This is a genomic window from Actinomadura formosensis (assembly GCF_050948385.1).
Taxonomy (GTDB): domain Bacteria; phylum Actinomycetota; class Actinomycetes; order Streptosporangiales; family Streptosporangiaceae; genus Spirillospora; species Spirillospora formosensis.
This window is the reverse complement of record NZ_CP192011.1, coordinates 4,484,814-4,498,233: the sequence shown is the minus strand read 5'-3', so window position 1 is coordinate 4,498,233 and position 13,420 is coordinate 4,484,814. Positions and strand designations below refer to the sequence as shown.

At 73.9% G+C, this 13,420-nt stretch carries 13 protein-coding genes; 6 read left to right on the top strand and 7 right to left on the bottom strand.

The window, feature by feature from the left end; all coding sequences use genetic code 11:
• Positions 1–8 precede the first annotated feature (8 nt).
• Positions 9–416 (top strand): hypothetical protein, encoded by a 408-nt coding sequence (locus ACQP1N_RS21415; protein ID WP_067802811.1) that lies wholly within the window; start codon positions 9–11, stop codon positions 414–416.
• Between the two features lie 38 nt (positions 417–454).
• Here ACQP1N_RS21415 and ACQP1N_RS21410 read toward each other — a convergent pair whose 3' ends face one another.
• Positions 455–1,219 (bottom strand): nuclease-related domain-containing protein, encoded by a 765-nt coding sequence (locus tag ACQP1N_RS21410; protein WP_131732944.1) that lies wholly within the window; start codon positions 1,217–1,219, stop codon positions 455–457.
• A gap of 288 nt (positions 1,220–1,507) precedes the next feature.
• On the opposite strand from ACQP1N_RS21410, the gene hrpB reads away from it, so the two are divergent.
• On the top strand, positions 1,508–4,015 hold the full coding sequence (hrpB, locus tag ACQP1N_RS21405; RefSeq protein WP_433226209.1) for an ATP-dependent helicase HrpB: 2,508 nt from the start codon (positions 1,508–1,510) through the stop codon (positions 4,013–4,015).
• On the opposite strand, the gene ACQP1N_RS21400 is transcribed toward hrpB, so the two are convergent.
• Positions 4,002–4,751, bottom strand: a complete 750-nt coding sequence (locus ACQP1N_RS21400) for a TetR/AcrR family transcriptional regulator (protein ID WP_433226207.1) — start codon at positions 4,749–4,751, stop codon at positions 4,002–4,004. The genes hrpB and ACQP1N_RS21400 overlap by 14 nt on opposite strands.
• 92 nt (positions 4,752–4,843) lie before the next feature.
• On the opposite strand from ACQP1N_RS21400, the gene ACQP1N_RS21395 reads away from it, so the two are divergent.
• Together ACQP1N_RS21395 and ACQP1N_RS21390 are read left to right on the top strand one after the other, a co-directional pair.
• On the top strand, positions 4,844–5,800 hold the full coding sequence (locus ACQP1N_RS21395; RefSeq protein ID WP_242608979.1) for an ATP-binding cassette domain-containing protein: 957 nt from the start codon (positions 4,844–4,846) through the stop codon (positions 5,798–5,800).
• Entirely contained in the window at positions 5,797–6,636 is an 840-nt protein-coding gene (locus tag ACQP1N_RS21390) for an ABC transporter permease (protein WP_433226204.1), read from the top strand. Before ACQP1N_RS21395 ends, ACQP1N_RS21390 begins: the two co-directional genes overlap by 4 nt.
• Here the strand turns inward: ACQP1N_RS21390 and ACQP1N_RS21385 are convergent.
• From ACQP1N_RS21385 to ACQP1N_RS21375, 3 genes are read right to left on the bottom strand one after another with little or no spacing between them, the layout of a single operon-like run.
• On the bottom strand, positions 6,633–7,385 hold the full coding sequence (locus tag ACQP1N_RS21385; protein WP_433226202.1) for a hypothetical protein: 753 nt from the start codon (positions 7,383–7,385) through the stop codon (positions 6,633–6,635). The two genes, ACQP1N_RS21390 and ACQP1N_RS21385, sit on opposite strands and share 4 nt — an antisense overlap.
• A 9-nt stretch (positions 7,386–7,394) precedes the next feature.
• Positions 7,395–7,604, bottom strand: coding sequence for a zf-HC2 domain-containing protein (locus tag ACQP1N_RS21380; protein WP_433226200.1), 210 nt, complete (start codon positions 7,602–7,604; stop codon positions 7,395–7,397).
• Positions 7,601–8,200, bottom strand: a complete 600-nt coding sequence (locus ACQP1N_RS21375) for a sigma-70 family RNA polymerase sigma factor (protein WP_084263227.1) — start codon at positions 8,198–8,200, stop codon at positions 7,601–7,603. The genes ACQP1N_RS21380 and ACQP1N_RS21375 overlap by 4 nt, the downstream gene beginning before the upstream one ends.
• Before the next feature lie 354 nt (positions 8,201–8,554).
• Between ACQP1N_RS21375 and ACQP1N_RS21370 the strand changes: the two genes are divergently transcribed.
• On the top strand, positions 8,555–9,241 hold the full coding sequence (locus ACQP1N_RS21370) for a hypothetical protein (RefSeq protein WP_242608978.1): 687 nt from the start codon (positions 8,555–8,557) through the stop codon (positions 9,239–9,241).
• 65 nt (positions 9,242–9,306) lie between these two features.
• Positions 9,307–9,753 (top strand): SRPBCC family protein, encoded by a 447-nt coding sequence (locus tag ACQP1N_RS21365; RefSeq protein WP_242608977.1) that lies wholly within the window; start codon positions 9,307–9,309, stop codon positions 9,751–9,753.
• 110 nt (positions 9,754–9,863) lie between these two features.
• Here the strand turns inward: ACQP1N_RS21365 and ACQP1N_RS21360 are convergent, their stop codons facing one another.
• The gene (locus tag ACQP1N_RS21360; RefSeq protein ID WP_067802802.1) at positions 9,864–12,296 is read right to left on the bottom strand and encodes a GMC oxidoreductase; all 2,433 of its coding nucleotides are present in this window, start codon (positions 12,294–12,296) and stop codon (positions 9,864–9,866) included.
• A gap of 3 nt (positions 12,297–12,299) precedes the next feature.
• A complete protein-coding gene (locus ACQP1N_RS21355; RefSeq protein WP_242608976.1) occupies positions 12,300–13,400 on the bottom strand; it encodes an alpha/beta fold hydrolase in 1,101 nt (366 codons plus the stop codon).
• Between the last annotated feature and the right edge of the window lie 20 nt (positions 13,401–13,420).

Below are 13,420 nucleotides of genomic sequence, written 5' to 3'. Positions count from 1 at the left end.
CGGGACGGCTGCTGGTCGCCGTCTATGCGATCTTCGCGCTCGCGGCCAGTGCGCGGGCGGGTGTGCAGATCGCCGTCCAGTTCTCCGAGGCGCCGCTCGCCTACGCCCTGTCGGCGTTCGCCGCGGCCGTCTACGTCCTGGCGACGGTCGCGCTGGCCCGCGGCGGCCGGACCTCGCTGCGGGTCGCCGTTGCCGCCTGCTCGACCGAGCTGGCCGGGGTGCTGATCGTGGGCACGCTCAGCGTCGCCGACGCCGCCGCGTTCCCCGACGAGACCGTCTGGTCCATGTACGGGCGCGGCTACGGGTTCGTTCCCCTGGTGCTGCCGGTCGCGGGGCTGCTCTGGTTGCGCCGCACCGCCCGCCGGGTCGGCGGGACCCCCGCGGGCGGTGGGCGCCCTGTGGGCGGCGGTGCGTGAGCCCTCCGGCCACAGGTGTCTGATGATCATGCCGTCGCCTAGGCCGCTGCCGACAGGGAGCGGCCGCCGATCGGGAGGGCGTGCACGGCGGCGCGCGTGATCGCCTCCACCTCGTCGGCCGACAGGTCGGTGGCCGGGTTGCGCAGCATCCAGCGGATCAGCTTCAGCGGCGGCGCGAACACGATGCCGTCCGCGGTGAACGGGGGGCGGGCGAGCCGGCCGCCGTGCACGGCCAGCACGGGCGTCACCTGCACCGGCACCTCCGCGACCGCCGAGATCGCGGCGGCGGCGGCCGCGGTGCGGGCGGTCAGCGCGCCCACCAGCTTGGACTGGGTGCGGCCGTCGATGAACAGCTTGCCGCCGTGCTGGGAGATCTCCATGTCCGGGTGCCACGCCTCGTTGTGGACGAGCCACACCCCGCCCGGCCCGATCACCAGTTCGTCGGCGGAGCCGTGTTCGGGGACCGTCCGTGCGTGCAGCACCCGGTGCCCGCGCCGCTCCAGCGTGTGGCGCAGCAGCCGGTTCATGCGCTCCTCGCCGCGCAACCCGAGCCGCCACACCCGCGACGAGCGGTAAACGCGCCAATGGACGAACACGTCAGCAGCCGCCACCAAAACGGCCATGATGATTCCGAAAACAGCGTTGACGAGCAGCCCGCACAGTATGAGCGTCGCCGCCGCCAGAAATACGCGGGTCCGCAATCTCCCTTTTCGGCCGCGCTGCCAGAGCTCCTCGTAGACCGCCTGCGGCGAACCGCCGGTGAACGCGGGCCTGTCTCTGAGGTAGATGGAGCTGCCGAACATGACGTTCCTCCCAGCACCTGCGATGACGCCCTCATTATGAGGACCTGGTCGGCATTGCCGCTACAGTTCGCAGGGTGACTTAAATCAAACTCCGAAGTCACTTCCCGGTCGTCGGTCATTGCTCACCTGCCCTTTTGCGATGATTGGAGCGGGATGGTGACGGGAAGAATTCGTAACGTCACGAAGATGAATGGATGAAAGGCGCGGTGCAAGTATCACCGCAACAAACAGAGCCTTTTTCATCGCCATTGATTTCAGGGTGCCGGGAAGGCGCGGCAGACTGGGACGATGCACCTCAGCGCCGCCGAGAACCTGCCCGTCCGCCAGGCCGTCCCCGGACTGCGCGCGGCCCTGGACGACGGCGGCGCGGCGGTGCTGGCGGCGCCGCCGGGCACCGGCAAGACCACTCTCGTCCCGCTCGCCCTCGCCGGCCTCGCCCTCGGCGGCCCGCCCGCCGCCGGGAAGGTTCTCGTCCTGGAGCCCCGCCGGCTCGCCGCCCGCGCCGCCGCCCGCCGGATGGCCTGGCTCCTCGGCGAACGCGTCGGCGGGCGGGTCGGCGTCACCGTCCGCGGGGAGAGCCGGCCCGGCGACCGGGTGGACGTCGTCACCACGGGCGTCGTCCTGCAGCGCCTGCAAGCCGACCCCGAACTCGCCGGCGTCGGCACGGTGATCCTGGACGAATGCCACGAACGGCACCTGGACGCCGACACCGCCCTGGCGTTCCTGCTGGACGTCCGCGGCACGCTCCGCCCCGACCTGCGGCTGGTCGCCGCGTCCGCCACCGCCGACACCGGCCCGTGGGCGCGCCTGCTCGGCGGCGCGCCCGTCGTGGAGACCGAGGCCGCGCTGCACCCGGTCGAGACGATCTGGGCGCCGCCGGCCCGTCCCGTCCCGCCGCCGCACGGCATGCGCGTCGACCCGGCGTTCCTCGCGCATGTCGCCGCCACCGTCCGCCGTGCCGTGGCCGAACGCGACGGCGACGTGCTGTGCTTCCTGCCCGGCGCCGGGGAGATCGCCCGCGTCGCCGGGATGCTCGGCGACGTGTCCGCCGACGTCCTGCAGGTCCACGGCCAGGCGCCCCGCGCCGTGCAGGACGCGGTGCTCGCGCCCGCGTCCCGCCGCCGGGTCGTGCTGGCCACCTCGGTCGCCGAGTCGAGCCTCACCGTCCCGGGCGTCCGGGCGGTCGTGGACTGCGGCCTCGCCCGTGAGCCCCGCACCGACCACGCCCGCGGGCTCGGGTCGCTCACCACCGTCCGCGCGTCCCGCGCCACCGCCGGGCAGCGGGCGGGACGCGCCGGGCGCGAGGCCCCCGGCACCGTCTACCGCTGCTGGACGCGGGCCGAGCACGACCGGCTCCCGGCCCGCCCGCGCCCGGAGATCGAACTGGCCGATCTCACCGGCTTCGCCCTCCAGGCGGCCTGCTGGGGCGACCCCGACGCCACCGGCCTGGCCCTGCCCGACCCGCCGCCGCCCGCCGCGATGGACGCCGCCCGCACCACCCTGCGCGCCCTCGGCGCCGTCGAGGACGGCCGGGTGACCGGCCGCGGCCGGCGCCTGGCCCGCGTCGGCCTGCACCCCCGGCTCGCCCGCGCGCTGGTCGACGGTGCCGCCGAGGTCGGCGCGCGCGACGCGGCCCAGATCGTCGCCCTGCTGTCGGAGCCCCCGCCCCGCTCCGCCGGCGACGACCTGACCGCCGTCTGGCGCACCCTTCGCCGCCGGAACCGGCCCGCCGACGCGCACGCGGCCCGCTGGCACGACGAGGCGGCCCGGCTCCGCGCCGCCCTCTCCCCGGCCGGCCTCCCCCCGGCCGAGGCCCCAGGTGGCCGGACGGACGATCACGTGGCGGGGACCGTGGTGGCGCTGGCGTTTCCGGAGCGGGTGGCGCGGGCGCGGCGGGGGAGCGGGTATCTGATGGCGTCCGGGACGGGGGCCGTGCTCGCGGAGGGGTCGGCGCTGGCCGGGGCGCGGCCCGAATGGCTCGTGATCGCCGAGGCCGACCGCCCGGCCGGGTCGGCGTCGGCGCGGGTGCGGCGGGCCGTGGTGATCGACGAGGAGGTGGCGCGGTCCGCGGCGGCGCCGCTGCTGGAGACGGCCGAGGAGGTCGCCTGGCGGGACGGGGACGTGGCCGCCCGCCGTGTCGAGCGGCTCGGCGCGATCGAGCTGGACGCCCGGCCGCTGCGCGATCCCGACCCGGAACTGGTCCGGGCCGCCCTGCTGGAGGGCGTCCGCCTTGAGGGGCTCGGGCTGTTCACCTGGCCGCCGGCCGCCGTCGCGCTGCGGGAACGGCTGGGATTCCTGCACCGTGAACTGGGCGGGCCGTGGCCCGCCGTCGACGACGCGGCACTGCTGGAGCGGGTTCCCGGGTGGCTGGCGGGGGCGCGGCGCCGGGCCGACCTCGCGCGCGTCGACGTCGCGGGGATGCTGCGCGGCCTCCTGCCCTGGGACCAGGCCAGGCGGCTGGACGAGTACGCGCCCGAACGCGTCGAGGTCCCCTCCGGGTCGCGGATCCGGGTGGACTACTCGGGTGAGCGGCCCGTCCTCGCGGTGAAGCTGCAGGAGCTGTTCGGCTGGGACGCCGCGCCCGCGCTCGCGGGCGGCCGGGTCCCGCTGGTGGTGCACCTGCTGTCCCCGGCGGGACGACCCGCCGCCGTCACCGCCGACCTGGCCTCGTTCTGGCGCGACGGCTACCGGGCGGTCCGGGCCGAGCTGCGCGGACGCTACCCGAAACACCCCTGGCCGCAGGACCCCGCGAGCGCCGTCCCGACGAGACGGACCAGGCGCGCTAGCGGGAGCTGACCAGGACCTCGATGCCGTCCAGCACCCGGGCGAGCCCGAACTCGAACGCCCGCCGGGGCGCGACGGCCGCGTTGTACTCCTGCCCGGCGGCGGTCCCGACCCGGGTCCCGAGCGGGTAGTCGGCCTCGTCGACGAGCGTGTCCAGCACGGGCGCGACCGACTCCCACCACTGCTCGTCGCTCATACCGCTGCGGCGCTCGGCCTCGGCGGCGTTGACCGAGACGCGGGCGGCGCTCTCGGCGAAGCCGGTGACGAGCGCGACGACCGAGTCCATCTCCAGGTCGGTGAGACCGAGACCGTCCACGGCGCGCAGTTCGTACTCGTACTTGGCGAGCAGGTTCGGGCCCATCGGCGGGCGCACCGTCGTGATCTGCAGCATCCACGGATGCCGGTGGAACAGCGCCCAGCCGCCGCGTGCGATGTGCTCCAGCCGGGCCCGCCATGTCTCGCCCTCGGGCGGGGTGAGCTCGCCGAACGCGCGGTCGACCATGACGTCGATCAGTTCGGCCTTGCCGGGGACGTAGGTGTAGATCGACATGGGGGAGACGCTCAGTTCGTCGGCGATGCGGCGCATGGACACCGCGTCCAGGCCCTCGGCGTCGGCCAGCCCGATCGCGGCCCGGACGATCTCCTCGGCGGTCAGCCGCGGCTTCGGCCCGCGCTTCGGCTTCTCCCGCACCCCCCACAGCAGCTCCAGGCTGCGTTTGGGGTCCCCGCTCCCGCTGTACTCGGTCACCGTCCGATCCTCCCAGGATGAAACTCTGTACGCCGTACGTTATATTGGTCGCGATGGTAAATCCGTACTGTGTACATAGTTTGGGAGGGCGTGTGGCGGAACCACGGTTCGCGGTCGTCGCCGAGGGGCTGCGCAAGAGGTACGGCGACACCGAGGCGCTCGCCGGGCTGGACCTGCGCGTGCCCGCCGGCACCGTGCACGGGCTGCTCGGCCCGAACGGCGCCGGCAAGACCACCGCCGTCCGCATCCTGACGACGCTGGCCAGGCCGGACGGCGGGACCGCGCGGGTCGCCGGGCACGACGTCGTGCGCGAGGCGCGCGCGGTGCGCGGCAGGATCGGGCTCGTCGGGCAGCACGCGGCGGTCGACGAGATCCTCGGCGGCCGGCAGAACCTCGTCATGTTCGGCCGCCTCTACCACCTCGGCGCCGCGCGGGCGCGGCGGCGGGCGGACGAGCTGCTGGAGCGCTTCCGGCTGGCCGACGCCGCCGGCAAGGCGGTGGGGGAGTACTCCGGCGGCATGCGGCGGCGCCTCGACCTGGCCGCGTCCATGATCCTCGCGCCGCCGGTGCTGTTCCTGGACGAGCCGACCACCGGCCTCGACCCGCGCGCCCGCAACGAGGTCTGGGACGCGATCCGCGCGCTGGTGGACGGCGGCACGACCGTCCTGCTGACCACCCAGTATCTGGAGGAGGCCGACCGGCTCGCGGCCGGCATCTCGGTGATCGACCGCGGCCGCGTCATCGCCGAGGGCACCCCCGACCAGCTGAAGAAGCGCCTCGGCGGGGACCGCATCGAGGTCGCCCTGGACGATCCCGGCTCCCTCACCGCCGCCGCCGAGATCGTCGGCCGGGTCGCGTCCGGCGGGGTCGACGTGGACGCCGAGGCCCTGCGGATCGGGGCGCCGGTGTCCGGACGGGCCGCCGCGCTGACCGAGGCCGTCCGGGCCCTGGACGACGCGGGCGTCAAGGTCGCCGACATCGGCCTGCGCCGCCCCACGCTGGACGAGGTGTTCCTGCACCTCACCGACAAGGAGGAGGTGTCTTCATGAGCGGAGCGAACCGGGGGGCGGCCGCCTCCCCGCAGGCGGCGGGAAGCCTCCAGACGCTGCGGTGGGCCGTCGCGGACGGGTGGACGCTGACCGGCCGCGCCCTCGCGCACTGGGCGCGCCAGCCCGGCCAGATCGCCATGGGACTGCTGTTCCCGGTGATGGTCGTGCTGATGATGGGCTACCTGTTCGGCGGCCAGATGGACGTGCCCGGCGGCGGCAGCTACCGGGCGTTCATCGTGCCCGGCATGTTCGCGCTGACGATGGCGTTCGGCATGGAGGAGACGTTCGTGCGCGTCGCGGGCGACGCGGCGAAGGGCGTGACCGACCGGTTCCGCACGATGCCGATGTCCCCCTCGGCCGTGGTGACCGGACGGGCCGCCGCCGACATGGTCTACTCGGTCGCCGGGCTGGCCGTGATGGCGGGCTGCGGCGTGCTGATCGGCTGGCGCGTCCACGACGGCGCCGCGAAGGCGCTCGCCGGGTTCGGGCTCCTGCTGCTCCTGCGGTTCTCGCTCATCTGGATGGGCGTCTACCTGGGCCTGGTCGCCAGGGGGCCGGAGTCGGTCGTGGCCGTGCAGATCCTGGTGTGGCCGGTCGGGTTCATGTCCAGCGCGCTGGTCGCGCCGAGCACCATGCCCGGCTGGCTGGGCGCGGTCGCCGAGTGGAACCCGATGTCGGCGACGGTGACGGCGTGCCGCGAACTGTTCGGCGACCCGGTGGCCGGCGGCTCGTGGGCGGCGCAGCACAGCGTGCTGATGGCGGTCGTGTGGCCGCTGGTCATCGCGGCGGTGTTCGCCCCGCTGTCGGTCCGCCGCTACCGCGCCCTCGGCCGCTAGGGCAGGAGCGCGGCGCGGTGGCGGGCCAGCGCCAGCGCCGGATAACACGCCTCGGGCAGAGGCTCCGCGCCGGTTCCCGTGCGGGGGGAGGACCCCCCGCGTCCCGCCGGAACCGCATTGGCGAAGGCGGTGCGGAGCCTCGCGCCCGCGGCGGCGGCGTCGCAGGGCTGGACCACGCACAGCTCGGCCCGCATCGCCTGCCGCGCCGCCCCCATCAGCGCCGGGACGTCCCCGACGATCACGATCTCGGCGGGGGCGTCCGCATGGGCCAGCCGGACGGCGAGGGCGTGCATCCCGGCGATGCCGGCACCCTCGTAGCGGAACTCGCAGACCAGGCGGTCGCCGTCCAGCGGCCCCTCCTGGATCAGCCACACCGCGCCGGGGACGACCCGCCCGAGCGATCCCTCCCAGGGCGCCGGCGGGGTGCCGCCCAGCCCGTCCGCCGCGCGGCCCGCGGCCCGGCGTCCCTCCACCGGGCCGATCGCGGCGATCGCCCGCAGGAACGCCCGCGCCCCCGGGGTCGCCGCCGCCCGCAGGCAGCCGATCAGGTCACCGAGCGCGGCCCGCCGGGCCTGCGCGTGCGGGGCCGCGGCCTCCAACGCGCCGAGCTGCGCGGACGCCCACACCTCCGCCTGCAGCGGGCCCGGCAGCGCCGGCAACGCGTCAGCCTCCCGGACGAAGGCCGCGTACACCTCGCGAAGCCCCGGCAGCATCAGCTCGGGGCCGGTGGAAGATCGGCTCGCACTCACCACGTCAGCCTATGAGACGCGGGTCTCCGGTCGTGCCTGCCATCCGTCGGTGATCGGCTCGACGCCGTCCAGCATCCGGGCGACCTCCCGCAGCGTGCCCAGCTCCTCGTGGCAGGCCGGGCACGCGGCCAGATGCGCCTCGAACGCGCGGCGGTCGGGCTCCTCCAGCAGGCCGAGGGCGTGGGCGCCGACGTCGATGTGCAGCGTGTCCGCGCTCATGGCGTCACGCCTCTCTCCTCCAGGGCGATGCGCAGTGACTTGAGGGCGTAGTAGACCCGGGACTTCACCGTGCCCACGGGAATGCCGAGACGTTCGGCCGCCTCGTTGACCGAGCGGTCCCGAAAGAAGGTCTCGTTGAGGACCTCGCGGTGGGCGGGCGACAGCGCGAGGAGGGCCTCGGACACCACGACGGAGCGCAGCAGATCCTCTAACCCGTCGGGGACGTGCATGTTCTCCAGCGGGCCTTCGCCCGCCTCCTGCGGCCGTGCGTTCTTGCGGCGCTGGTCGTCGATGACGATCCGGCGGGCGACCGTCGCCAGCCACGGCAGCAGCGAGGCCGCGTTCTCGTCCAGCTGGTGCGCGCTGCGCCACGCGCGGATCATGGTCTCCTGCACCACGTCCTCGGCCCAGTGCCGGTCACCGCCGGTCAGCCGCAGGACGAACGACAGCAGCGGGCGGCCGTAGACGCGGTACAGCTCGGTCACGATCACCTGGTCGTCCACGTCGCCGGCGGGCCGCGGACCGTGGAACCAGCTCCACGGTCCGGGCAGGCTTTCGCGGGTGGCCGGCGGGGCGGCCGGTGCTCTGTGGGCCATCGGGGTCTCCGGGCGGGGTGCGGGGACAGGACAGCGCGGGTGACCGTGAGCCGGATGCCACATTGGGAGCGATGTGAGCAGGGCGTCACGTTGGAAGGTAGTACGTGCTCCGGTGACGCCCGGTTCAACTGGGACCGGTCCGAGACGGATTTTCCAGAAGATCCCTAACTAGTTCGCCACCTTTCTCTTACCTCCGGTGCGGGCGATCGCTGCGCGGCGTCCAAAGGTGCGTACGGTCAGCGACGAGATTCCGGCGCGGACGTCTTCCACGGGGCAACGCTCACTCCACGCTTTGGAGCGAATGCGGGCATCGGGCCCATTTGCCCAAGAGGACCGAGGGGCGGGATCGGCACAGTGAGAGGGAACGGGGAAGCACAGCTCAGCTACCGCCTGCTGCTGGCGGTGGACATCCAGGGGTACAGCAGGCGCGACACGCGCGAGCAGTTGCTCGCGCAGCGGCAGCTGTCGGACGCGCTCGACCACGCCGCGCGCGGCGTCGGCCTCGACCGCGCCGCCTGGGACAAGCAGGTCGGCGGAGACGGCGAGCTCGCCACGCTGCCGGAGGGGGTCGACCCCGCGCCGGTGGCCGGGGACTTCGTGATCCTCCTCGACGAGGCACTGGGCGAGGTCAACCAGGACGCCGGCCGGTTCCGGCTGCGGGTGCGGCTCGCGCTGCACCACGGCACGCTGACCGCCGGGCCGTTCGGGCCCGCCGGCGACGCGCCCATCGTCGTCCAGCGGCTGCTGGACGCGACGCCGCTGCGCCGCCTGCTGTCCGGCGACGCCGGCCGCGACCTGGCCTACGTGGTATCGGACTCGCTGTTCGACGACGTCGTCCGGACCGGGTTCTGCGCGCTGCCGCCGCGCGACTTCCAGGCCGTCAAGGTCGTCGCGAAGGGCACCGCGTTCCGCGGCCACATCCACACCGGCCGCGCGGCCCGCCGCCAGGCCGACGCCGACGGCGCGCGGGGCGGACCGGCATCCCGGTCCGCCCCGCGGCACGCACGCGTCCTGACGCTCCCCGCCCTGGCCGTTCGTTGATCAGCCGCGAGGCCGGTCATCGGGTTCGTTTGTGCCGGTGGTGCGCGAGTGGTTACGGTTTGACGGTGATCCAGGCCACAGCCACCACCAGCGCCGCGCCCGAAGAGGTGTTCCGGCACCTGGCCGTCCCCGAGGCGTGGGGCGCCTGGGGCAGGTTCCCCGCGCCCGCCAAGCAGGTGCGCAACGGCGACACCACCACCTACGGCGTCGGGACGGTCAAGAAGATCTGGCCCGTCAGCGAGCAGACCGTCGCCTACGAGCCGTACACGCACTTCGGCTATGTCGCCCTGTCGGGGCTGCCCGTGCGCCGCTACCGCTCGGACGTCCACCTGGAGGCCAGCGGCTCCGGCACCTCCATCCGCTGGGAGGCGGTGTTCGAGCCGCTCGTCCCCGGCACCCGCCCGGTCGCCCGGTTCATGCTGCGGGCGCTGCTGTCGATGTTCACCCGGTGGCTGCCCGCGCACCTGGAGCACTGTCCCGCCGGCTGCCCCGCGCGCCGGGCCGACCTCTGAACGGGCCGGGGCCGCACCACCCCCGGTGCGGCCCCCGGTGAAAAGGTGCAGGCCGAGAGCACCCCGCAGTTCTCTCGGCCTGCACGATCGTGACCCCCGTGCGGAACCCGTCAGGCGGGATCGGGTCCGTACACCTCCCACAGCTCCCCGGCGAAGAACCTCCCGAAGTCGAGGAGCTTGCCCGCCCCGTCCGGGCCCATCGCCCGGAGCGTGGTGAGCTGCCGCGCGAAGTCCGACAGCTGGATGTGCAGCACGCCCGCCGCGACGACCCGCGCGCCGTCCTCCTCGTCCGCGCCGACATGGCCGTCCAGCAGCCGCACGTACAGCGTGGACGTGTCCGGCCAGATGCGTGTCGGCGGCCCGTGCAGGACGTTCTTGTGCCCGCTCAGCGTCCGCCGCCGGCCTTCGCCGTCGGTGTAGAGCAGCCGGTACCTCATCAGCCGCCGGTCCTGGGCGCCGCCGGCGACGAACAGGTTGAACGTGCCCCGCTCGACCGGGCAGCGGCCCCCGTTCCCGGCGGCGTCCACCCACCCCTCGGCCTTCGCCTCGTGATCGGGATCGGCCAGGAACCGGTCGGCGTCCTCCGCGGTGATCGTCAGGCGGAACGACAGGTGCCGGCGCCCCTCCGCCAGCCCGCCGGCCCGCGGGTCGATCTCCCCGTAGGTGACGAACCCCTTCATCTCCTCGGTGAACGACAGCGACGTACGGCCCGCGGCCGCGGTGGACGGTCCCCGTGTCGCACCGCGGCCCCCCGAGTCCGGGCCGTACGCCGAGCCGTTCCCCGCCCCGCCCAGCGAGCCGGCGCCCCCGGCCGGCTCGGCCCCCGTGGCGGACGGGACGGTGCCGGAGGGGGCCGCACCGCGTGGTGCGGGCACGTCCTCCAGCAGCCGCGCGGCCATACGATCGGCGTGCGCGGCGATGGTGAGCGCGGGGTTCGGGCCCACCGGTCCCGGCATCGCCGCCCCGTCGGCGATGTAGAGGCCCGGGAACCCGAACACCTCGCCGAAGGCGTCGCAGACGCCTTCGCCCGGGTGGCCGCCCATGGGGGCGCCGCCCAGCGGATGAACGGTGATGATGCGCTTGCGGAACCACATCGGGTTGTCGGCGTAGTCGGCGCCGAGCACGTCCGCGATACCCCGCATCGTCTTGCGGAGGCGGCGGAACAGCGCCTCGCTGCTCTCGGCCGTCCAGTCGGCGGCGAGCCGGCCGCCCCGCAGATGCAGCCGCCCGTCGGCGGTGTCGCGGCCCATGCCGAGCAGCGGCAGCGAGCTGACCGTGAGGGCGCCGTCGCCGATCAGGTCGGAGATCTCCTTGGACATGTTCGTGTCGGGCGCGTCCTTGAAGAACTCGGTGAACCGGTTCCACAGGAACTTCACGGCGCGTTCGAAGTCGTTGCGGAGGTCGAGGCTGTCGACGATCCAGTCGGTGAACCCCGGGTAGCCGCCGTCCTCGATGTAGGCGCCGCGGCCCGCGCCGGGCACGCCGTCCAGCTCGTCCGGCAGCCGGATCGCCGTGGTGATCACCGGGCCGCGGCTGGCGTTCAGCGGGCGGACCCGGTTGCGGTCCTTGGCGCGCAGCAGGAACGTCAGCAGGTCGCCGTTGCCGCTGAACCGGGTGCCGAGCGCCTTGCTCAGCCCCGGGAACGCCTCCCGCGACTTCAGCAGCAGGTACGTCGTGCCGTAGGCGCCGGCGCCGAGGATCAGCCGGTCGCAGGAGATCGTCCGGACGGGCAGGCGCCGCTTCTTCGCGGTCAGGTCGGCGTGGTGGACGTAGTCGACCTCGTACCCGCCGCCCGGCCGCGGCCGGATCGCCTTCACCTCGCGGCACGTGCGGATGTCGGCGCCGTGGTGCGCCGCCGCCGACAGGTAGGTGTGGTCGAGGCTGTTCTTGGCACCGTCATTGCAGCCGATGTCGCACTCGCCGCACAGCCTGCACGTCCGCCGCCCGGCGCCGTGGATGTTGCCGTAGCCGGCGTCCGCGATCGGCAGGCCCAGGCCCGGGGCGCCGCCCGGCCGCGAGGCGAAGCTGACCGCGAGCGGCGGCAGCGAGATCTGCAGCCCCAGCTCGGCCGCCGCGTCCTGCATCGCGTGCGTCTTCGGCGTGTCGTCGAAGGGGGCCTGCTCCAGCGGGTACGGCGTCGCGCCCAGCATCTTCTCGACCGCGTCGTAGTGCGGGTCGAGGTCGGCACGCGAGATCGGCCAGGGGGTGTGGCCGCCGTCCGGGCGCTCGTCGACGAACCAGCGCTCGTCCTTGCGCAGCAGCACGTTGGCGTAGATCAACGATCCGCCGCCGAGCCCGGACGACACCACCGAGTCGCAGCCCTGGAAGCCCCAGACGTCGAACATCCCGTACAGGCCCTCGGCCGGGTCCCAGAACGCCCGTCCCATCTGGGCCGGCGACCGGGGGAAGGTGCCCGGCGGGTAGGGCTGCCCGCGCTCCAGCAGGACGACCTGCTCACCGGCCTCCGCCAGCCGGAACGCGGCGACGGACCCGCCGAACCCGGACCCGACGACCACGGCGCCGACATGCTCTGCTCCGGCCATCGCTCAGCCCGCCTTCCGCTTCAGGAAGTCGACGACCTGGGGGAACACCTCGGTGTCGGCGCGCAGCCCGATGAACGGGTCCTGGTGGCCGTAGCCGGGCAGGATCGCCAGCTCGTGCAGGCCGGGCGTGGCCTTTTCGAGCAACCGGTGGCAGACGATGTTGGAGTCGGTGAACACGTGGTTGCGGTCTCCGGTGAGGAACAGGATCGGTGTCGTGACCGTTTCGGCGCGCGACAGGTAGTCGTCCGGCAGGGCGGCGTAGCGGGGGTCGCGCGGGTCGTACTTCACCGCGCGGCCGGAGCACACCATCTTGCGGATGTGCCGGTAGTAGTTGACGTTGCAGGCCCCGAACAGGTCGGGCAGCCGGCCGTGCGTGACCGGCGAGATGTTCGCGTGCGTGAAGATCGGTTTCCCGCCGCCCCACATGAAGCTGAGCATGTGGCAGGCGGGCTCCTCGCAGTCGCGGTGGAACGGCGCGACCGCCTTGGCGAGCATCCAGCCGCGCGTCATGATTGGAGCGGTCCCGTACCGGGGGTCCAGATGGTACGGCCCGAGCAGGTACTCCATCAGCGGCGGCCCGTACCCGAGCTTGATCTTCGACCAGCGCGGGGTGCGCGGGGTCAGCGCGACACTGTTGCAGGTCAGGCTGGTGATACCGGTGACGGTGCCGGCGAACAGCGCCATCGCGAACGAGACCGCCCCCAGGCAGTGCGTGATCACGTGCACCCGCCGGTCCCCGATGTGGCGCCGCAGCTCGGCGAGTGCCGCCGGGTGGTCGTGGAGCGCCACGGCGTCGAGGTTGTGGCGCTGCGTCTCGGAGTTGTAGGGGAAGCGGCTGCTGATCCGGAAGTCGACCGTCCACACGTCGCCGAACCCGGCGTCGTGCAGGAAGTTCACCATGTTGGTGTGCTCCGGCATGATGAACATGTCGCTGGACGTCGTCAGGCCGTGCACCAGCAGGACCACGTCGTCGCAGTCCGCGCGGCGGAACCGGGTGAGGTACAGGCCCAGCCCGTCGTCGGTGGCGAAGGGATGCACGGACGCCTCGGCGTCCGTGACGCCCGCGAGCGTGAAGCGCGCGATCCGCTGCTGTTCCATGGTCATCCCCTCCGCTTCCTGCCGCT